The organism is Halomonas sp. G11, assembly GCF_001663515.1.
Taxonomy (GTDB): Bacteria; Pseudomonadota; Gammaproteobacteria; order Pseudomonadales; family Halomonadaceae; genus Vreelandella.
On sequence record NZ_LYXG01000044.1, the window covers coordinates 33,085 to 53,597 of the forward strand.

The following is a 20,513-nucleotide window of genomic DNA, read 5'->3' on the forward strand; positions in this document are numbered from 1 at the left end:
GCTTCTGTGCCGGTGTCCGCACCGGCACATTTCACCGGGAGGCTAACGACCATGTCGACATCATTGCTGTCGCCACTGATTGACGAAAACGTGCAAACCCTCGCGCAGCTCGCCCAACTGCTGGGCCGCGTGTCTGCAAAGGATTACCAACGCCCGCTCGGCGCCAAGGGGACTCAGTCGCTAGGCAAGCACGTTCGCCATATCCTTGAGCACTACCAGACGCTGCTGGATGCCTGCGCGACGACATCTACCCAGGCGATCTTCGACTATGAACAACGCCCGCGGGAAGCGGCGCTGGAAACCCGGCCCGGTTACGCGGGTGAGCGCGTCGAAGCGCTGCAGGCGGGGCTCAAGACATTAGCGACCATGCCACACGATGCCGCCCTGACGCTGAGCTATCCGGTTGAGATGGGTGACGCTGACAGTTCGGTGCCACTGCCCACCAGCCTGGGCCGGGAACTGGCGTTTCTGACCAGCCACAGCATTCATCATATGGCGCTGCTAGGCACGCTCTGCGAACAGCTGGGCATCGCGCTACCCGAGCATTTCGGCGTTCATCCATCGACGCTTCGCTACTGGGCGCGGCAGGCTAGTCATCACGGCCACGCCGCGGCGTCTGCCTGAGGGGCTGCAAGAGCATGCGATCCAGACGCAGTTCCTTGGCGTTGCGAAAGTCCTCGATGCCGATCGTCATCCCCAGATGGCCCTTTTCCGGCTGGTCGCGATAGGTGCCGAACAGCTTGTCCCACCAGGGCAGATTGAAGCCGAAATTGCTGTCGGTTTCGCGCCGTATGATGGAGTGATGGACGCGATGCATATCCGGCGTCACCACCAGCCAGCGCAGTCGACGATCCAGATTGCGCGACAGGCGGACGTTGCCATGGTTGAACATCGACGTTGCATTCAGGAGCACTTCAAACAGTAGGACCGCGGCAGCGGGTGCGCCCAGCAGCATCACCACCGCCATCTTGATCGCCATCGACAGCACGATTTCCAACGGGTGAAAGCGCAGCCCGGTAGTGAAATCGAACTCCAGGTCGGCATGGTGCATACGGTGCAACCGCCATAGCCACGGCATCGCATGAAATAGGCGATGTTGAAAATAGATGGCCACATCCAGCACCAGCACTGATACCACCACTGCCAGCCAGACCGGCACCGCGAATACGTTAAACAGCCCCCACCCCTGATCAGCGACCAACAGCGCCGTACCGACCGCCGCCAGCGGAAACGCTACGCGCACCGCCAGCGTATCTATCATCACGATCAGCAAGTTGCTCGGCCAGCGTTTGCCCCGCCCGATACGTTGGGGTCGCCGCTGCGCCACTACCTCCCAACCGGCCATGGTCAACAGCACCACCACAAAGGCCGTCCCGCGAATCAGCGGCTCGTCGTCTAAAAGCAGCGCTTGCATGGCAACGCCTCCTCTTATCCCAGCGGTAACCCCGCTGCTTTCCACTCGGGAAAGCCTTCGGCAAACCGCCTGACCTGAAAGCCGCGTTCGCGCAGCCACATCTCGGCTTGATGGGAAAGCGCGCAGTAAGGGCCCCGGCAGTAGGCCACGATTTCGCGATCACGAGGCAGTTGATCCAGCATGGATTCCAGCGATGCCAGCGGGATATTCAGCGCCTCGGGCAGGTGGCCCGCTGCGTACTCCTCTTCAGGCCGCACATCCAGCAACACCACCTCCCCGCGTTCGAGCCCGGCCAGCAGTTCATCCCGTGAAACGGCCCTCATCACCCCGCCTGCATCGTCGTCGGCGAACAGTTGACTGACCAGACGCTCCATTTCAGCCAGGTTGGTTTCGGCGACCTGCCGCAGCAGGCTCATCAAGGTGACGATGCGCTCATCGCTGAGGCGATAAATCATCTGCTTGCCCGAACGGCTGGCGGTCACCAACCCCGCCCGACGCAGCTGTTGGAGGTGCTGGGAGGCGTTGCCTACGGTGAGGTTGGTTTTGCTGGCCAGACTTTCCACCGGCGCGCCCATCTGTGCCAAGCGTTCCAACAGGGCCAGCCGGTGGCCATTACCCATGGCCCGGGCCACCTGGGCCAAGGTATCGAGTACGTCTTGTTGCGATGTCATCGTGTCTGCTCCCTGGATTTTCGTCGCGTTCAAGCTTGACAGCTAATAAGTTTATTACTCAGACTAAAAATCATTCTATTGATTAATAGAATGATACTCAAGGAGAAACGCTATGCAAACATTAATCATCATTAACGACCCTCCCTACGGCACCGAGCGACTCTATAACGGCCTACGCCTGGCCCATGCGCTACTCAAACGTGAAGCAGAAGTAAACGTCTTTCTCATGGGCGATGCGGTCTCGGGCGCAAAAGGGGGCCAGAAGACACCAGACGGTTTCTACAACGCCGAACGCATGGTCAAACGCGTGATCAACAAGGGTCGCGTGCTGCTATGCGGCACCTGCATGGATGCACGGGGAATCACCGAGGAGGAGGTGGTCAAGGGCGCCGAACGCAGCACCATGGACGAACTCGCCGAGCTTACCGAGCAGGCGGATAAAGTACTGATCTTTTAACTTTTTCTGTAACAATCACTTGTCGACTCAAGACATGAAAACGCTGGTTGCCAAAAAATGAAGGCGGGGTCCTTAAAGCGTTTGCGCTAGCAGCTTGCCGCTGCTGGCTCGTCCATCAAGCTATAAACTGTCATGACATCGGTCTCGCTAGGCGGCTCGATCACCGCTTGATAAAAGGACGATAACGAATGTATCCGGTCGTCGGGTTCAGCAAAATGCGGCAGCAGCCGAACCTTGTCCAGGAGGCCTCCCCCCTGCTCCTCAATGACACCTCTCGTTACCAGCATGTCCTCTAACTGCTCGATGCCCGATTCGACGCCCTCGACGCTCTTGAAGACCTGAAAGTAGCTGTTCCCCTGCTCGTCCTCCCCCACCTTGATTGAGTGGTCGATGATATTGACCTGGGTATTGGTGGGCACTTCATCAAAGACGGATTCGATATCTTCAGGGTACATGCGGATACAGCCACGGCTGGCCCGCATGCCGATACCGTCGGGCTGGTTCGTGCCATGAATCAAATAGCCAGGGATATCCAGCAGGATGGCGTACTCGCCAAGGGGGTTATCGGGACCGGGAAGCACGACCTCTGGCGGTGGGTCACCCCGCTCGGCCGCCTCCTGGCGCATCGAACTGGGGGGATACCAAGCCGGCTGTTCCAGCCGCATGATGGTCTGGGTAATGCCCAGCGGCGTATCATACCCCTCTCGCCCAATACCGATGGGGTAGGTCGCCACGCGCGATGGCTGCCCTTCGCTTGTCTCGGGATAGTAATAGAGCCTCAACTCGGCAATATTAATCACCACACCCTTGCGCTCGACGTCAGGCAGGATATGCCGACGCGGAATCGTCACCGACGTACCTTCGCCGGGCACCCAAAGACTGACGTCGGGATTGGCGGAGCGGATTTCCTCGTAGCCAACATTATGTTCCCGGGCGATATCCAAAAGCGTATCGTCTTGATTGGCGATGACTTCGTAGTCCTGCCCAATCAGTTCGCCCTGCGCCGGTATCGCATAATAACCGTCCGCATTCGGGTCTGGCTGGGCCGTGGCCATCCCGGGAAGCATCAACGCCCCCACTATCAAGGCGACATGAGTTCGCTTGGGGGCATATTGACGGTCTACTGGCATTATCACTCGACTCATTAGGCTTCTTTACTCGGCATTGAGGGTCACTCGGGACGGCGCGCTAGCCTCTCGACAGCGCAGCCGGTGCGGTGCAAAGCCGCTCGCCATGTGTTGGTGAGGCATCCGGCCAAAACTTTACAGATTTTTCAACTACGGCAGCTAATTGGATTATTGTCGTTGACCATTGCCATTTTTGAACCAATTGTTCCATAATCAAGGAGCACAATGCAGCAAGCCTGCATCAACTGATTTTTATCGATCCAAGGAGAGCGAAATGGCCGATTTTCCATTACATACCGCCGATAGCGCACCCGAAGCAGCGCAAGCGAACCTGAAAGCCGCCGAAAAGAAAATGGGCTTCCTGCCCAATATCTTCGCCAAGATGGCCGAGGCGCCGACGCTTCTCGAAGCCTATATGACCCTTGACGGCATCTATGCCAAGACCAGCCTGAGCCCGGTGGAACAGCAGGCGGCCCTGCTGGCCATCAGCGCTGACAACCACTGCGCCTTTTGTGTCGCTGCGCATACCGGTGGCATCAAGCAAGCCGGAGCCGACGACGAGATCGTCAAGGATCTGCGCGACCGCAAGACGCCCAACGATGCCAAGCTGGCGGCCGTGACGCGTTTTGCACGCCACTTGAACGCTCAGCGTGGCTGGGCTGAGCAAGCCGAGCTGGATGCTTTCCTTGAAGCAGGTTTCACCCACCAGCAGGTGCTCGAGCTGGTCATTGCCTGCGCGCTGAAAACACTCTCGAACTACACCAACCACCTTGCCGGCACACCGCTCAACGAAGAGCTCAAGCCGCTTGCGTGGGAAGCACCCGCGTCATAAACCGCGTTAACTTGTGGTCGCGAATGCGGCCACAAGCCTATTTTTTAGCTGGAGAAATTGATGATTGACGTCATGGTTGCCTACCCGAATACAGATACGCTGTCCTTTGACGATGACTACTACCTGGAAAAACATGCACCGCTGGTAAATTCACTGCTGGGCGAGCGCGGTTTACGCTATCTTCGTGTCCACCGCCAGATCGACCCTCAAGCCCCCTACCATCTTGTGGCGCACCTGGGGTTTGACTCGGCTCAACGCTTTGAAGCGGCGTTCGCAGAAGTCGGCAATCAGTTGCTGGCCGATATCGCCAACTTCACCAATGTGGAGCCGGTTCTACAGGTAAACGACGTGATCGATACACCGGACTAGACTGGCGTATAAGCTTGAACATTTCTGCCATCAGATCTTGTCGTTGAGGACTAACGTGATAACCGCCACGCATTCACCCGATGAACATATTGCGGCGCTAAGACCCAAGCTTGTCGCCTTTGCTCGCTTACAGCTGCGCGATAACGCCGCCGCCGAAGATACCGTGCAGGACACGCTGGTCACTGCACTGGAAAAACACGATACCTTTGCCGGGCGTTCCGCTTTTGAAACCTGGGTCTTCGGCATCCTCAAAAACAAGATACTCGAAAGACTCCGCCAGCAAGGCCGCTATGTCGCGTGGCAGAGTGATGAGCAAAGTGACGACGACGCGCTGGAAAACCTGTTTCAGGACAACGGCCGCTGGCAGGCGACGAAACGTCCAACGCCATGGGGCGACCCCGATCAAGTGCTCGAAAATACGGCTTTCTGGAAAGTGTTGGATGCCTGCCTGGTGGCATTGCCGGAAAACACGGCCCGCGTGTTCACGATGCGTGAACTCATGGAGCTTTCAACACCGGAAATATGCAATGTGCTCGATATCTCAGAGTCCAACTGCTGGGTCATCCTGCACCGCGCAAGGCTAAAGTTGCGCGACTGCATCGAGAAAGGCTGGTTAGCCTAACGTTTCCCTCCCCCCTCAAAAATATTCGATCCGCTGTAAAGTTTTACGCCTCTCCACCACCAAGACACGTATAGCAAGGGTTGATCGCTTTTAAGGCTAGCGGTCAACCATCGCTAAGAGATCATTAAGGTTTGGCATCGGGGAGGAGACAATTACATGCAAAACGACGCGACCACACGCTCTATAGACGTACTTGGAATAGAACGCCATGCACACTGGCTGCTGCGTCTGGGCCTTGCAAGTGTCTTTGTTTACATGGGGGTCGACAAATTCATGGGCTCAGGGATTGCCGCATTTTCGACCATGATGAACCTACCGCTCATTCTTGGCGTTCTTGTGGCCCTGGGTGAGATTGGCACCGGTTTGCTTGTCGTCCTGGGTGGGTTGATGAAGAGTCGCTTGGGCGACCTCATAACTCGCCTGGGCGCGCTGGGTATGGTGCCCATCCTGCTCGGCGCCATCTTCATGGTGCACTGGGGGCAATGGCACTTCATGGCCACATCTTCGCATCCTTTAGGAGGCATGATGTTTCAGGTGACGCTGGCAATGATGGCAACCTATATGCTGGCCAGAGGTAACAGCGCTTAACAACTAAACCTATACCTTTGCAAAGGAGGCTTTATGCCAAACGATAAACGACAATCGCTGCTGGATCGCCTGTCCAAAGGTTGTGCCTATGCGGTCCCCGTTCTGGCTCTGGTCGCCGGTGGCTCAGCAGTGCATGCCGTCTACTCCGACGTTACCACTGAATCCGGTTATTACATGATGGCCGCAGCAGAAGGTGGAGCCGAAGCTGAGGGTGGCGCTGAAGCTGAAGGTGAAGCCGAAGCTGAAGCCGAAGGTGAAGGTGAAGGTGAAGGTGAAGGTGAAGCCGCCTCATAAAGGTCAAGCTTAGCTCACCCTGATTGCTCAACTAACCAAGGAGTCTTCTATGCTGATGTGCCGTGAAGCCACACGCTTGATGTCGCTCAAACAGGATCGGGTGCTTACCCTCCGGGAAAAAACAGCGTTGCGTTTTCACCTTTCCATGTGTGGTGCCTGCCGTGCCTGCGCGCGTCAGTTCGATCTTCTGCATGCCATCGGTGAACACCATCCTGCTGCCTTGAAACCGTCATCGACACCGGATGACTAGGAGTTACCCTATGCGCCCACGACAAAGCGTTGCGGTTATCGCCGGTTTGCTGATGATCAGCAGCGCGGCCACGGCAGATATCTTGTTGACACCCAACCAGATCATGACCTGGCCCACCCGCAGTTTTGACGGTGAGACCCATTACGAGATCGTCGAAAAGGATGGTGCCAGGGTACTGATGGCCCAATCACAGGGCCAGGCATCGGCCCGCTACCTGGAACGCGAAATCGACCTCGATGAAACACCCTACCTGCACTGGTGCTGGCAGGTGGACTCCACCTACCCGGGGCTCGATGAGACCACCAAGGCGGGCGACGACTACCCTGCTCGTGTCTATGTGGCGCGCAAAACGGGGCTGCTGCCCTGGCAAGTTCAATCCATCAATTATGTCTGGTCGTCGACGCAGGACGCGGGTAGCACCTGGACGAATGCGTTTACCGACCGCGCCGAGCTGATGGCACTACAAGGGGGCTCATCGAGGGTGGGCGAGTGGGTCGCCGAAGTACGCGACGTGCGCGTCGACTTTGCTACCCTTTTCGATGACTCGGTGACGACCATCGACGGCGTCGCCTTGATGAGCGATGGCGATAACTCAGGCAATGACGCCACCGCCTGGTTTAGCCAACTCGGGTTCTCCGCGACGAGAAAGCTGCCAAACTGCCCTTAAAAACTGTTTCTCGCATTCCCCTAACACCTGATAGCAGACGTCTCCATACCAGCCATCGATAGTACCTTTATCGATAGTACCTTTAAGGTATATAAACAGTTTTTTGACCTGCCGCTCGGTCTTCAAGGTGACAGAGGATGTCAACCTTGCCGCTTTCGTATAGGATATGTATAACTATTAAAAAAAGTAGCAATACGCTAATTACTCAGGCGGTTTAGAAGACACCGGGACTTACGACATGATTTTTGACAACACGAATAACGTCCATCGACGTGCCTTGATGCAACACACCGCCTGCATCGAATTTACCCCTGACGGTATTATTCTGGACGCCAGCCAACACTTCCTGGATGCGGTTGGCTATTCGCTGGACGCCATCAAGGGCCAGCATCACAAACTGTTCTGCACTGAAAACGAGGCGGGGTCTTCCGAGTATCGATCATTCTGGCGTTCGCTTTCTGAAGGAGAAAGCCATCAGGGTACGTTCAAGCGCATAGATGCCAGGGGGCAGGACATATGGCTTGAGGCTACCTATGTGCCTGTTTGCAACCGACGCGGGCGTGTCGTGAGCGTCCTCAAGGTCGCCAACGACGTGACGGCCAAGCACCAGGAAGCGGCGCGCAAGGACGCTGTTCTGCAGGCGATTGATAGCTCCATGGCAGTGATTGAATTCACCCCGACAGGGGAAATAATCAACGCCAATACCAACTTCGAGAAAGCGGTCGGCTATACCAACGAGCAGTTGGCAGGTTCGCATCATCGCCAGTTGTGCCCACCCGCGTTTTACCAACAACACCCGCATTTCTGGGAAGAGCTGGCCAGAGGCGAGTTCAAGCAAGGCAAGTTTGAGCGATTGAACTCGCAAGGCCACAGCCTCTGGTTGGAGGCGACTTATAATCCGATTACGGATGCCAACGGCGAGGTGTTTAAAGTGGTCAAGTTTGCCACCGATATCACCTCGGCCATGCAGGAAGCCCATGCTGCCAATCAAGCGGTATTGACGGCGCAATCGACATCATCGGAAACCGAGCAGATTGCCCAGAGCGGCCTGTCTCACTTGCAGCGTGTACTTGAGGACGCCCAGCAATCAGCCCAGGCCCTGGCTGAAGCGCAACGCTTGGTTGAATCGCTCAACGAGCAGGCAAAAAATATCAACATGATTACTGGGGCCATCGCCAATATTGCCAACCAGACCAATTTACTCTCGCTTAATGCGGCGGTGGAAGCCGCTCGCGCCGGAGAGCAGGGGCGCGGCTTTGCCGTTGTTGCCAATGAGGTTCGCCAGCTGGCCAAAGGGTCGAGTGAAGCGGTCGACAGCATTACCCTGGTGCTCAGGGAAAACAGTGACCTTGTTACACGCACCACTCAGACCATGAAGCAAGTCATAGACCGCAGCGAGTCGAGCCAGGCAAGCATCAGCGAAATAGAAACGATCGTAAATGAAATACTGACAGGGTCGCGTAATGTATCGTCATCCATCGACCAACTAACGCTCAAGGCAGCCAGCTAGCTTTCCTGGCCACAATAAAAAGTGCCAGCCTTTCAAGGGCTGGCACTTTTTTCTGGGCAGGTTTTCATTACCCCGCCTTCAAGATGCAACTTATTTCAGTGTGGTTTTACGCAGATACGGCAGCACTGTCTCGTAATCGCCGAATTTTTGCTTGGCGTCTTCGTCTGACACGCTGGGCGGAATAATCACATCCTGCCCGACTGTCCAGTCTGCCGGTGTCGCCACACCGTGCTTGGCCGTGGCTTGCAAGGCATCCAAGGCGCGCAGGATCTCGGCGAAGTTGCGGCCTACGGTCATCGGGTAGGTCATGGACAGCTTGAGCTGCTTGTCCGGTCCGATGATGAATACCGAACGCACCGTGGCGCTGTCAGCGGGCGTGCGGCCATCCGGTAGATAGGCGTCTTCCGGCAACATGTCGTAAAGCTTGGAAACGGTCAGCCCGTCATCGGCAATGATCGGAAAATCAACGTCGCTGCCGCTCACGGTTTTAATATCATCGCCCCAGCGTTTGTGATCTTCCACGCCGTCTACCGAGACGCCGATCACCTTGGTACCGCGTTTTTTCCACTCCTCGCTTAACGTGGCAACGGCACCAAACTCGGTGGTGCAAACGGGCGTAAAGTCCTTGGGGTGAGAAAACAGGATCGCCCAGTTGTCGCCAATCCACTCATGAAAACGGATGGGCCCCTGGCTGGTCTCAGCCTCGAAATCGGGAACCACGGCATTGATACGTAGTGACATGTTCTCCTCCTGTGGGTCAAAAACCCTAATGCTTTAAGCGTCTTTCAGGTCCATCACTATAGAACATAAAGTGCTAAGCAAGCCAATCAAAACCGCCTCACCGTGATAAAAAACGGCCCAGGCGAAGGCATGGAGTCACTGGACGATATAAAAAACTAGTTGCTATGCGAGTCAGCCGACTTTTCAGCGGCTTTTGTCTCTCGCTTGACTCGCTTGAGCCATACCTGTTTGGCGTAGCTGCGCAGGTTATCGACGTTGTCAGTTTCGTCGACGATATCCTGGCCAAGAATCGTTTCGATAATGTCTTCCAGGGTGATCAGGCCGACAAAGGTGCCATGCTCATCGTAGATCACCCGCATGTGCAGGCGGTCATGCAGCATCGAGGCGAACACCTGTTCCACGTTGTGCGACACATCCACACTGGCGATGGGGTGCATCATGTCCTTCATGGTCTTGTGCTCATCAGCGTGATACATATCGGCTTTATGCACGTAGCCAAAAGCCTGCTCTCCATTATCCATGACCGGAAATCGAGTGAACGGTGTATGGCTATAGGCTTCTTCAAACTCGCCCACCGTAAGATGCGGCAGCACCGTCTGACAGACGGTTCGCGGCGTCATGGCCTTGCCCACCGGGATATCGTGCAGGTTAAGCATGTTGACGATGGTGCGCGTTTCGTCGGCATCCAGCACTTTCTCTTCCAGCCCTACTCGCGCCAGCACCTTGATCTCATCACGCAGGTCTACATCGTGCTCGGACTTGCCAAGGCGGCGGGTAATCTGCTCGGACATCCAGATGAACGGCAGCAAAATGACGATCATCGGCTTGAGAAAACGTGGCAGCAGCGGCGACAGCCCCCGCCAGTAAGTCGCACCAATCGTTTTGGGAATGATCTCGGAAAGCACCAGGATCAACATGGTCATGACCGCCGACACGATGCCGATGGATGACTCACCAAAAACCACCGCCGCTTGCGCACCTACCGCAGTGGCCCCTACTGTATGCGCAATGGTATTGAGAGTGAGAATGGCCGCCAACGGGCGATCAATATTGTCCTTTAACTGCGTCAATGACGCATGGAGCTTGGGCTTGTCTTCCTTCAGCCTGGCGATATAGCTCGGCGTGATAGATAGCAGCGCTGCCTCCAGGACAGAACACAAAAAGGAAAACCCGATAGACAGTGCAGCGATGGTGATGAGAAGGACCATGGGAACCTATGGTGATGGATGATTGAGCGTTTATAGGGGCAACCTGGCGCGGTGTCAATGCGCAGACGCACTCTTTGATGAAGGCGTTATACACACGCCACACCATCAAACTCACAGGCTGAGGTAAATGACGCCAACAAAATTATTGAGAAGGGTGATATTAGCGAATTTACAAGGTCTCAACTTCTGGTCATGAACCCGATCATATGGTGCTTATTAACCAAGGGCTGAGATACAAAAGGCCTCACATATCGATATATCTGCCCAGTAATAGAATGTAAGTACTGCCAGAACAACCCGAACGAAACAGTATTATTAAATCGGCTTCAACGCCTTGCTTTTGAACCACACCTGGTCACCGACCACGAGGCCTTAGATAGCGCAGTGCAGAGAGTCTGACCGCTCAGTTCAAACATACACCGGTGAAAGGCGTTAGTGAGGTTCTATCGGTGCTGGCCGACCAGTAAGTTAATCGTTGAAAAACCGCAAAAACGTGAGAATTTCGCCTTCTTTGGGAGTGGTTTCACTTACCTGAGAACGCTTTTTCTTCCGAATTTAAGGGTAATTGCCGATATTGATCCCCTCCCATAGCCCGCAAACTAGCCCCGCTGACAAAATTTCTGGTAAAGAAGGCGTGCAGAAGTCTGAGCGCAGCGGCGAAGGAATGGATGAGACGGTCAAGGCCGTTACGCAAGTGACCGACCTGATGCAGGAAATTGCGCTGGCCGTCAATGAGCAAAAAAGCGGTATCGACCAAGTCAGCACGGCCATCACCCAGATGGATTCGGCAACTCAGCAAAACGTCTCGCTGGTGACCCAGACCAGTACGGCGGCCGCGTCGCTGCAGGACCAGGCGGATCGGCTCGCCGAACTGATTGCCAGCTTCAAACTACCCAGTGAGCGAAAGGAATCGGCAACGACCAACGCACTGTCACCCGCCAGCTTACCCAACGCTGCGCGCCGCGACCAAGGTGAGCCGACGTGGGAATCCTTTTAACGCCACCCTCGGGATAATGCATTGACCTCTTCTTTTGCCCATCGTGCCCGCTCCGCCGCGGGCCACTCTCCTCCTGAAGGAGAAGTAGACCTTCAAGCACGCTATCAGGCGCTGTTCACGCATTACCCGGATGGGCTTTGCGAAATCAACCTTGACGGAATCATCGTGCGGTGCAGTAACGCGCTTGCCCTTATCACCGGCTTGCCTCAGGACAAGCTGGTGGGTGCCAGCCACGCCCAAATATGCGTGCCCACCGACCAGCACCGGGCCCAGCAGGCGTTTGAGGGCGCCTGCAGCGGTGTCCATCAGCCTATACAGGTAACCGGCCTGGATGTTGCAGAGCGTGCGCTCACGCTGCATATCACCTATGCGCCGATTATGGCTGAGGGCGTTGTAACCGGGATTTACGGCCTCTGCCGTGACGTTACCCAGCAAAAGCGTGACGAAGACGAGCTCCGCCTGCTCAAGCGTGGCATTGAGGCCAGCCCCAACGGGATGGTCATGGCCGATGCCAGCCAGCCGGACTTACCGCTGGTGTACGTTAACGAGGCATTTACGCAGATTACCGGCTATAGCGCGGAAGACGTGCTTGGCCGCAACTGCCGTTTCTTGCAGGGGAAATTATCAAGCCCTCGGGCGATCGCCGCTATTCAACATGGCATCGCCAACCATGAAGACGTGCAGGTATTGCTGCGCAATTATCGGCGCGACGGCAAGGTTTTCTGGAATCAGCTGTCTATCAGCCCGGTGTTTAATGAGGCGGGCGAATGCACACACTTTATCGGTTGTCAGCAAGACGTGACCCGCCAGCGTGAACAGGAGGTACGCCTTGCTCACCAGCAGGCGCACGATACGCTGACCGGGCTGCCCAATTTAACGGCGCTACAAGCCCGCCTGGCACAGGCACTGAAAGAGTGCACACAACAGCATCAACACCTTGCCCTGCTATATATCGACCTTGACGACTTCAAGCCGGTGAACGATGCCTTTGACCACTGGACGGGCGACCAACTCCTCAAGGCGATTGCGCAACGTCTGCGCGAGAATGTTCCTCCAGGTGGTGTCGTGGCGCGTATGTCCAGCGACGAGTTTGTGGTTATGCTGCCCGCCTATCCCAGCGAGCAAGCAGTCATCAACTTAACCAACCAACTGCTAACGGCGATTGCCCAGCCCTTTACCCTGAATGACCTGTGCTTGCACATCAGCGCCAGTATTGGCATTGCTACCAATAACAGCCGTACAAGTCGGCCTCAGAGCTTACTGCACCAGGCCAACCTCGCTATGCAGGAGGCCAAGCGCCAGGGCCGCAACACCTGGCAGTGGTATTGCGGCGACGCGGTGGCCAACGTGGCAGAGCACGTCATCATTCGCCGTGAGCTGCAGGAAGCCATTCAAGCCAACCAATTCGTTGCCTACTACCAGCCCATTGTGGATGCCGTTGACAGCACGGTGCGTTGTGTGGAGACGTTGATTCGTTGGCAACACCCCAGCAAAGGGCTGGTGTTCCCCGGGTTCTTCATGCCCATCGCGGAGCAGACCGGCCAGATTATTGCCATTGGCCAGTGGGTGCTCGAGCGCGCCTGCTACGATATCGCCAAGCTTAATCGCCACCGCTCGCAGCCGCTCAAAGTTGCAGTCAACATCTCGCCGATGCAGTTCCAGCGCAGCGGCTTTCTGGATGAGGTCAAGGCGGCATTGAAAGGCAGCGGCCTGCCGCCTGCGCAATTGGAGCTGGAGGTCACGGAAGGAACCCTGATGACCCATACCGATCAGGCAATATCGCTCCTGAAGGAAATCTGCGAGTTGGGCATCAGCGTTGCGCTCGACGACTTCGGTACCGGCTTCTCAAGCCTGAGTTATCTGCGCGACCTGCCGATCAGCAAGGTCAAGCTTGACCGGCAGTTTATCCGCGAGATTGCGCAAAACGAAAAGAATGCGGCCATTGTTCAGGGCGTAATCACTATCGCGCACCACTTGAACCTGACCGTGGTCGCCGAAGGGATCGAAACCCACGAAGAACAGCAGGATCTTCAGCAGCGTCGCTGCGATCTGCTGCAGGGTTTCTTGTTTTCGAGGGCTGTCCCAATCGAAGCACTGGCGGCACTGCCTGAACAGCTGCTTGACTGTTGAGTTCAGGCCAAAAAAACGAGGCCAACACTATGCTCACCGCCTACCGTCTATTGAAACTGACATCGCCGGGAACACCAAACTGCCTTTCTTTACAACAGGAAACATGCGATTGACTTTGCCTCGCCTTTATCTTCGCCTGTTACTGGCCGTGTCTCTACCCTTCATACTGGTCACGTCTACGCTTTGGCCTGTGCTGAACATGCACATGGAAGCGCGCCTGGACGGTGTTCGTAAAGAGACAGAAGCCATTTTACGAGTGGGCGAGGATGCCCTGGTCCGCGATATCAATGAAACGCTTAACTACGCGCTTGCCATCGCCGAGATGCCCACCCTCCAGCAGCAGTTGAGCGACACGCCTCTTCAGGTCGAGAACGCGTCTTCCCTTCGCGACTCTTCAAGGCTCGACACGTTTTTAAGCACGTTGATCCGTCATTCACCGCGCTATAGCAAGCTCGTGCTGATGGATAACGAGGGTAACGAAGTACTGCGTTCCCCGCGGGATGCTCTGGCCAACCCTCGTTTTGGTGCCAACAACCATGCCCATACGGATTATTTCAAAGGGGCCAGCAAGCTACTCCCGCGGGATATCTATATATCACCACCGGGGCTTAACCTGCAGTACGAGCTGTTCAGCGGCGAAATCATCCCCATCGTCAATGTGGCCACGCCGATTTTCAATGACGAGGGGGAGCGTCAAGGGGTCGTGCTGCTGAGCCTCAATTGGCAGCACTTGACGCAATCGCTGTACCAGTCAATGCATATTGACCCTCAGGCCAACGTTCTGCTCGTCGATGCACAGGGGCGCTGGCTGTTAACCCAGGGGTCCCATCAATTCCCGGACCTGTCGTTTGGTGATGACTATGCCAGGACCGCCCAGGACCCTTGGCAATTACTCAGCGGCAGCGTTGAAGGCTATGTGACGCTTGATGACCGCTTGCTCCATTTCAAAACGGAAGACCTGCGTACCAAGCTCTACCGTGGTCTTGCCGGGCGCATCTTCAGCACGGGTAATACCTTGCCCTGGGTACTTGGTGTCAGCCTGCCGACGCCCACCTGGCAGCAGCTGCTCAAGGAAGAGACCGCGGTATTGTGGTTCTTAGGCCTTATTTACGCCACCGCTGTAGCGTTTGGTGTGTATTGGGCGTTCAGCAGCCATCAGCAACGCAAGCTGCGCAAAAATGCCCAGCAGCAGGCGGCCGAAGTGCGCGACCTGTATGAAAACGCGCCCTGTGGCTATCATTCGTTGAACGCCGACGGCACCATCATCAAAATGAACCAGACCGAGCTGAGCTGGCTTGGGTATGCCGCCCACGAGGTCATCGGCCGCCTGCGTTACCGGGACCTGATTTCTCCCGAGACACGGGAGGCTTTTGATACGGCCTTTGTCAACGTTAAAGCTGGCCAGCCCGACGAGGCGGAATGCACGCTTGTCACCCGCGAGGGCAAACAGCTCCGCGTGGTGATTCAGGGGTCGGGGTATCGGCAGAAGGGCCGGTTTATCCACTCAAGAGCCACCGTGTTCGATCTCACTGAACGCAAGCAACTCGAAGAAAAGCTTCGCGCTCAGGCAATGACCGATCCGCTCACCGGGGTATTCAATCGGCGCTACTTGCAGTCGCAGGCCAGCAATGAGATGTCACGCGGGCTAAGACACAACACGCCACTTTCATTGATTGCCATTGATATCGACCACTTCAAGCAAATTAACGATGAGTACGGGCACGATGCTGGGGATGAAGTGCTTAAACGCTTTACCCTTGTCATTCGAGAGCTGCTTCGACAGGAAGATTTGTTGTGCCGGGTAGGCGGAGAGGAATTTGCCATTTTGCTGCCCAGTACAGCGATTCCCCAGGCGCAACAAATCGCCGAGCGTATCCGTACCACCGTTGAGGAAACGCACGTCGAGATTGAGCACGAAGGCGGTGAGCAAACGCTACGAATCACCGCCTCCTTCGGGGTGACCCATGTATCACCGCATGAAACCACCTTGAAAGCCGCCCTCAAGCGTGCTGATACGGGCCTTTATGAAGCCAAGGAAACCGGACGGAATCGTATTGTGGTGAAGGGGGATTGACGCCCAATCCCCTTCAGCGCCAGCTGATGACATTCGTCTGGCGCTGAAGGCGCACCACGGCAGGTTAATGCCGTAAGCTGGGGTTAAATAACGCGTTTACGGATGGTGGACGATAGTTGCTCAAAGCCGATCACGACAACCAGGATCACGAGAATGATCGTCAGTGCTTCATCATAATTAAATAACCGCATCGCGGCGGCCAGCTCCACACCAATTCCTCCAGCCCCTACCAAACCAAGGGTCACCGCTGAGCGCAGTGCTTTCTCAACGCTATAGAGGCTTGTTGCCGTCATTGAGGCAAACGTCTCCGGCAGGATTGCGCCGCCAATAACCGAAAGGCGACCTGCCCCGGTTGCTGTTAACGCATCCGCAGGGCCTGAGTGAACTTCCTCAATGCGTTCTGAAAAAAATCGAGCCGCAAAACCGATGGTGTCCATCATGATAGCCAGCACCCCAGCCATCGGGCCCAGCCCTACCGCCACAACGAAAATCAGCGCCCAGATGAGGTCGGGAATCGTGCGCATGGTAGCGATCATGAGACGCACAAGACTGCGTATCCATGGTGAAGGCGATGTATTACGCGCCGACAGTAATGCAAAGGGAAGACTCAGCAAGACACCCACCACGACACCGACAATGGCAATATTCAGCGTTTCAAACATTGCCCATGCGATAGTATCCAGATCTTTTAGATTAGGAGGAAAGGCGCGGCCTATGAAGTGAACAAGATTCACGGCACCTTTCAACAATCGTTCCAGGGTGATTTCCGTTGCCATCACCCCTTGCACGAATAAGCCAATGAAGATGACCACGATTCCCCAGGCAGACGGAGAGGGCTTACGAAAACGAGGGGGCATATGCGCCATAAATCGTTTTGATTGCATTGGGAAAATCTCTATTTGAGGGCTGGAGCCGGTGAATCAGCGGGTGTTTGGCTGGCAAGCTTATCGACCCGCACATCGCCTTGATAAAGCTGCTTCATGGTGTCGATATCGGTCGAGCGACGGGGGCTATCAAGCTCGATACGGCCTGCTTTCATGCCTAACACCCGATCACCGTAATGGTTGGCCAGCTCTAACTGGTGAAGGGAACACAGCACCGTCAGCCCGCGTTCCTGCACGATATCGATCAGCAGGTCCATGATTTCACGGCCTGCTTTAGGGTCCAGGCTCGCGACGGGTTCATCGGCAATAATAATGTCGGCGTTCTGCATCAAGGTCCTTGCAATAGCGACGCGCTGCTGTTGCCCTCCTGATAGCTGCCGACAGTTAAAATCTGCCTTGTCTTCCAGCCCGACGCGAGTGAGGCACGCCATTGCCTGGGTGCGTAACTCGTCACTGGCTAACGGCGCTAAGGTTTGAAGCAATCCGAAAGGTTGCCTTCCCATAGCACCGTTCAATACATTCTGAAAAACACTGACATTTTGTACCAAATTAAACTGCTGAAAAACGACACCTATACTAAGGCGCAAACTTCGCATTTCCCTTTTTGACAACGCTTTAAGAGATTGCCCATTAATATGTACATCACCTGCGTCATGTTGAGCCAGGCCATTCAAACAGCGCATAAGCGTCGATTTACCACAGCCATTGGCACCTAAAAGTATTACACACTCACCTTTATCTATTGAAAAATCGATACCCCTTAAAACATGTGTAGCACCGTAGTATTTCTGCAATCCGCTTACATTGATAGCCTTCATTTCGCTACCTCTTTTTTTATCGCAATATTGTCAAATAATCGTTTCATAATTCTCTCGAAAAAAATGGCACGTCCATGTGCCATAAAGAAACAGTAAGCATAAAGGTGCTACATTTACAGGTCGATACCAGCCGCTTCATACGCTTCGCGAACGACTTGGTAGTCTTCAGATGTACGTCCAAAACCCATTGAAGAATCGCGATTAAGGAACTTATCTTCATTGCGCTCAGTGGCAATCAGTGACTCCCAAAGCACGTCGGCATTAGCTTCCAGCGTGTCGCGAAGTGCGGTTTTGCATTCCTCTGCAAGCGAGCCGCGCATGATCACCGGATCACCAGGCAACACATCACTCTTGGCAATGACACGGTATTCGCCTTCGGGATCCATGGCTTCAATTTCTTCTATATCGCGGTTGCCGCCGCCCATGGCATCTACATCACCATTAACCAGCGCCGCAATGCGGGCATCACCTGCCATGGTAATTTCCAGGTCATCATCAAGGTCTAAACCAGCATCCACCAACATCTTGCTCGGGAAGATATGACCGCTGGTAGAACCGGTGTCTTTCAATGCAACATGCTTGCCTTCCAGGTCTTCAAGCGACTCGATATCACTCTCGGCGGGCACGAAGAAGCTGCTGCCGTAATGCGGGCGTTCGATGGCAAACAGGATTTCAATGTCGCCTTCTTCCTCGAACAAAACGAACTCGGACGGGCCAGCAAAGACGAGATCTACGTCGTCATACTGCAGCGCATTTCCTGCCGCCGTGCGGTTGCTTAGGCTGAACATTTCCAGTTCAAGGCCAGTGACATCCTGGAACGTCTCAGCAAAGGGACCAAACGCCTCTTCCAGCGGACCCATGCCTTCAATGCCGGTATCCGCCATGCGAATGGGGTTGGGGCATACGTTGCTGAGATCGTCATTGGCTTGCGCCGTGGTCGTGGCCAACATTGAGGCTGCCGCGGTGGTTGCCAGTGCAATTAGTGTTTTACGCATGGAAATATCTCCTGATGATTGGGCGTTTAAAATTCGTAAATCGCGCCGACTTCAAATTGCGTGTCGATATCGCCAACGGCATCGTCAGCTGGATCGTAGCTGCCGTATTCGCTGTAAACGACCAGGTTCTCGACCACGTCGTAGTTGATACCGGCGGCGAACTCAGTACGGTCTTCCCCTTGATCAGGGTCTACCTGCTGCATGGCGCCGTAGACACTACCCATTCCATAGTTGTAGTTAAGTGACGCGCCATAGAACGTGGTATCGTCACCTTCGGCTGAACCTTCCAAGTTTTCCTGGATGCTCATACGCGCGGCGGCATCGACCGTTTCGGTAAGTGCAACGGCAACCCCCAGGCCGTAGACTGGATCCTGGGAAACCCACTCACCGTTAACCTCTTCCCCTTCGGCACCGCGGTCGTCAACACCGGCATGGACTGCCCAAGTGTCGGCACTGTATTTAACAACGCCGGCCATGCCCGTTTCATTGCTTCCTGATTCGTTTACATTATCGCCATCGCCGATGACTCGGGCTTGTAACTCGAACGTGAAGCCGTTGAAGTCGGGGCTGAAGTAGGCAATCAGATTGTCCTCTTCCATCACCGATTCTTCGCTCAGGCTGGCCGTTTCAAAGGGATCGACCAAATCATAGAAAGCGTTGGTGTAAATGCTGTCAAAACGCCCGGCGCGTACTTCACCGAAATCACCAATTAAACCGGCAAAGGCTTTATCGGTTAACACCTCACCGCCATCGCTTGAATCGTTCGCGTTATGTTCAAATTCGATTTCAGCGTAACCCGACATTCCATTGTCGAAACGATGCACGGCCCCAAAGCCAACGCTTGAGCCATTATCTTCGTAGGCGGAGGAGCTTTCTGTGCTCCCGTCAGTATCGCTGATTTCATCGGCTGTATTGTATTTAAGCTCAATCGCCCCGAATAACGATAAGGTCGTTTTATCGCTTACTTCGAAGGTTTCTGCTTGAGCAGTCGAGGCAGCAGCAACAGATGCCACAAGTGCGAGTTTCGAAAATAGACGCTTCATTATATTCCCCAGAATATCAACCGCAGAAGACATAAGTTCTTTATTGCAAGAAACTGAACTCAACGAGCTCAAGGGGAATACTGAGGGCTAAAGATGAATATGGAGTTTCAGGCAACTTACAATTTTATAAAAATTAAAAAACAATAAGAGCCAATTACCACAACTAAATTACGTTGAAATTAAAGAATTAATATAAGGATCGTTACCACTAACACATTTCATGCGAGTTAATAAAAAATGACACTTAAATAAAAACGCCGAACCCTTAGTAAAGTTCGGCGTTTTAAGGTATTACTAATGTTGATCAGGCAAAAACCTGCGTCCACTCGCTACGTTTTTCCAGCAGGGCCTTGGCAAGCTCCTGGGCACCTTCCAGGCTATGGCTCGCTGCCCAGCCACACTGCATTTCGTTGCAGGCAGGTACTTCGGTGGCTTCCAGTACATCGTTTAGCGTTTTCTCGACGATGGAAACCACTTCATCGTAGTCATCGTGATTGATCATCGCGATGTAGAAGCCGGTTTGGCAGCCCATTGGGCTGATATCCACCACTTTGTCGGTGTGGTTACGCGACTTTTCGGCCAGCAGGTGCTCCAGCGAATGCAGCGCTGGCATGTCCATATGGCCTTTATTGGGCTGGCAAATGCGCAGGTCGTATTTGTGAATACGATCTCCGTTTTCGCCTTCTTTGATATCAGCTAAACGGATGTAGGGCGCTTTCACCTTGGTGTGATCCAGGTTAAAGCTTTCAACGTTCATTTTTTGCTCGGCCATGTTGGCTCCTCTCCGTTTGCGTATTGGCTAAGTCTTATTCTACACCTTCA

The 20,513-nt window shown here is 54.7% G+C and carries 23 protein-coding genes; 13 read left to right on the forward strand and 10 right to left on the reverse strand.

Features of this window, described 5'->3' with window-relative positions:
- The first annotated feature begins 51 nt into the window (after positions 1 to 51).
- The gene (locus tag ADS46_RS17850; protein WP_066322469.1) at positions 52 to 624 is read left to right on the forward strand and encodes a DinB family protein; all 573 of its coding nucleotides are present in this window, start codon (positions 52 to 54) and stop codon (positions 622 to 624) included.
- Here ADS46_RS17850 and ADS46_RS17855 read toward each other — a convergent pair.
- The gene (locus tag ADS46_RS17855; protein WP_066322470.1) at positions 590 to 1,414 is read right to left on the reverse strand and encodes a sterol desaturase family protein; all 825 of its coding nucleotides are present in this window, start codon (positions 1,412 to 1,414) and stop codon (positions 590 to 592) included. The two genes, ADS46_RS17850 and ADS46_RS17855, sit on opposite strands and share 35 nt — an antisense overlap.
- Positions 1,415 to 1,428: 14 nt before the next feature.
- Positions 1,429 to 2,085 (reverse strand): ArsR/SmtB family transcription factor, encoded by a 657-nt coding sequence (locus tag ADS46_RS17860; RefSeq protein ID WP_066322471.1) that lies wholly within the window; start codon positions 2,083 to 2,085, stop codon positions 1,429 to 1,431.
- 112 nt (positions 2,086 to 2,197) lie between these two features.
- Between ADS46_RS17860 and ADS46_RS17865 the strand changes: the two genes are divergently transcribed.
- Positions 2,198 to 2,542 carry a DsrE/DsrF/TusD sulfur relay family protein gene (locus tag ADS46_RS17865; protein WP_066322473.1) on the forward strand — a complete coding sequence of 115 codons (345 nt, stop codon included), beginning with the start codon at positions 2,198 to 2,200 and terminating at the stop codon, positions 2,540 to 2,542.
- 86 nt (positions 2,543 to 2,628) lie between these two features.
- On the opposite strand, the gene ADS46_RS17870 is transcribed toward ADS46_RS17865, so the two are convergent.
- On the reverse strand, positions 2,629 to 3,687 hold the full coding sequence (locus ADS46_RS17870) for a L,D-transpeptidase family protein (protein WP_082926140.1): 1,059 nt from the start codon (positions 3,685 to 3,687) through the stop codon (positions 2,629 to 2,631).
- A gap of 256 nt (positions 3,688 to 3,943) precedes the next feature.
- Here ADS46_RS17870 and ADS46_RS17875 point away from each other — a divergent pair, with 256 nt between their 5' ends.
- The 8 genes from ADS46_RS17875 (at position 3,944) to ADS46_RS19135 (ending at position 8,801) form a co-directional block, all read left to right on the forward strand.
- Positions 3,944 to 4,501 carry a carboxymuconolactone decarboxylase family protein gene (locus ADS46_RS17875; RefSeq protein WP_066322476.1) on the forward strand — a complete coding sequence of 186 codons (558 nt, stop codon included), beginning with the start codon at positions 3,944 to 3,946 and terminating at the stop codon, positions 4,499 to 4,501.
- 60 nt (positions 4,502 to 4,561) lie between these two features.
- Complete coding sequence (locus ADS46_RS17880) at positions 4,562 to 4,870, forward strand: EthD family reductase (RefSeq protein ID WP_066322477.1); 309 nt, start codon at positions 4,562 to 4,564, stop codon at positions 4,868 to 4,870.
- Between the two features lie 55 nt (positions 4,871 to 4,925).
- Positions 4,926 to 5,492: a sigma-70 family RNA polymerase sigma factor gene (locus ADS46_RS17885; RefSeq protein ID WP_066322479.1), complete on the forward strand. Its 567-nt coding sequence runs from the start codon at positions 4,926 to 4,928 to the stop codon at positions 5,490 to 5,492.
- 156 nt (positions 5,493 to 5,648) lie between these two features.
- Positions 5,649 to 6,080, forward strand: a complete 432-nt coding sequence (locus ADS46_RS17890) for a DoxX family protein (RefSeq protein WP_066322481.1) — start codon at positions 5,649 to 5,651, stop codon at positions 6,078 to 6,080.
- Positions 6,081 to 6,113: 33 nt separating this feature from the next.
- Positions 6,114 to 6,374, forward strand: a complete 261-nt coding sequence (locus ADS46_RS17895; RefSeq protein ID WP_066322483.1) for a hypothetical protein — start codon at positions 6,114 to 6,116, stop codon at positions 6,372 to 6,374.
- 49 nt (positions 6,375 to 6,423) lie between these two features.
- Positions 6,424 to 6,624 carry a zf-HC2 domain-containing protein gene (locus ADS46_RS17900; RefSeq protein WP_066322484.1) on the forward strand — a complete coding sequence of 67 codons (201 nt, stop codon included), beginning with the start codon at positions 6,424 to 6,426 and terminating at the stop codon, positions 6,622 to 6,624.
- Between the two features lie 10 nt (positions 6,625 to 6,634).
- Complete coding sequence (locus tag ADS46_RS17905; protein WP_066322487.1) at positions 6,635 to 7,291, forward strand: DUF3047 domain-containing protein; 657 nt, start codon at positions 6,635 to 6,637, stop codon at positions 7,289 to 7,291.
- 238 nt (positions 7,292 to 7,529) lie between these two features.
- Positions 7,530 to 8,801: a PAS domain-containing methyl-accepting chemotaxis protein gene (locus tag ADS46_RS19135; protein WP_066322489.1), complete on the forward strand. Its 1,272-nt coding sequence runs from the start codon at positions 7,530 to 7,532 to the stop codon at positions 8,799 to 8,801.
- Between the two features lie 90 nt (positions 8,802 to 8,891).
- On the opposite strand, the gene ADS46_RS17915 is transcribed toward ADS46_RS19135, so the two are convergent.
- Entirely contained in the window at positions 8,892 to 9,542 is a 651-nt protein-coding gene (locus ADS46_RS17915; protein ID WP_066322491.1) for a peroxiredoxin, read from the reverse strand.
- 155 nt (positions 9,543 to 9,697) lie between these two features.
- Positions 9,698 to 10,750 carry a CNNM domain-containing protein gene (locus tag ADS46_RS17920; RefSeq protein WP_066322493.1) on the reverse strand — a complete coding sequence of 351 codons (1,053 nt, stop codon included), beginning with the start codon at positions 10,748 to 10,750 and terminating at the stop codon, positions 9,698 to 9,700.
- A 634-nt stretch (positions 10,751 to 11,384) separates the two neighbouring features.
- Between ADS46_RS17920 and ADS46_RS17925 the strand changes: the two genes are divergently transcribed.
- The 3 genes from ADS46_RS17925 to ADS46_RS17935 all read left to right on the forward strand — a co-directional run bounded on the left by ADS46_RS17925 (position 11,385) and on the right by ADS46_RS17935 (position 15,951).
- The gene (locus ADS46_RS17925; RefSeq protein WP_234346876.1) at positions 11,385 to 11,747 is read left to right on the forward strand and encodes a hypothetical protein; all 363 of its coding nucleotides are present in this window, start codon (positions 11,385 to 11,387) and stop codon (positions 11,745 to 11,747) included.
- 21 nt (positions 11,748 to 11,768) lie between these two features.
- Positions 11,769 to 13,877 carry a putative bifunctional diguanylate cyclase/phosphodiesterase gene (locus tag ADS46_RS17930; protein ID WP_066322497.1) on the forward strand — a complete coding sequence of 703 codons (2,109 nt, stop codon included), beginning with the start codon at positions 11,769 to 11,771 and terminating at the stop codon, positions 13,875 to 13,877.
- 103 nt (positions 13,878 to 13,980) lie between these two features.
- Positions 13,981 to 15,951: a diguanylate cyclase gene (locus ADS46_RS17935; RefSeq protein WP_066322498.1), complete on the forward strand. Its 1,971-nt coding sequence runs from the start codon at positions 13,981 to 13,983 to the stop codon at positions 15,949 to 15,951.
- 83 nt (positions 15,952 to 16,034) lie between these two features.
- On the opposite strand, the gene phnE is transcribed toward ADS46_RS17935, so the two are convergent.
- From phnE to ADS46_RS17960, 5 genes are all read right to left on the reverse strand, one after another.
- Positions 16,035 to 16,835 (reverse strand): phosphonate ABC transporter, permease protein PhnE, encoded by an 801-nt coding sequence (gene phnE / locus ADS46_RS17940; RefSeq protein ID WP_066322499.1) that lies wholly within the window; start codon positions 16,833 to 16,835, stop codon positions 16,035 to 16,037.
- An 11-nt stretch (positions 16,836 to 16,846) separates the two neighbouring features.
- On the reverse strand, positions 16,847 to 17,653 hold the full coding sequence (gene phnC, locus ADS46_RS17945) for a phosphonate ABC transporter ATP-binding protein (RefSeq protein WP_066322500.1): 807 nt from the start codon (positions 17,651 to 17,653) through the stop codon (positions 16,847 to 16,849).
- A 113-nt stretch (positions 17,654 to 17,766) separates the two neighbouring features.
- Positions 17,767 to 18,648, reverse strand: a complete 882-nt coding sequence (gene phnD / locus ADS46_RS17950; protein WP_082926143.1) for a phosphate/phosphite/phosphonate ABC transporter substrate-binding protein — start codon at positions 18,646 to 18,648, stop codon at positions 17,767 to 17,769.
- 26 nt (positions 18,649 to 18,674) lie between these two features.
- Positions 18,675 to 19,724, reverse strand: coding sequence for a porin (locus ADS46_RS17955; RefSeq protein WP_082926144.1), 1,050 nt, complete (start codon positions 19,722 to 19,724; stop codon positions 18,675 to 18,677).
- A 271-nt stretch (positions 19,725 to 19,995) separates the two neighbouring features.
- On the reverse strand, positions 19,996 to 20,463 hold the full coding sequence (locus tag ADS46_RS17960; protein WP_066322502.1) for an S-ribosylhomocysteine lyase: 468 nt from the start codon (positions 20,461 to 20,463) through the stop codon (positions 19,996 to 19,998).
- Positions 20,464 to 20,513: the final 50 nt, after the last annotated feature.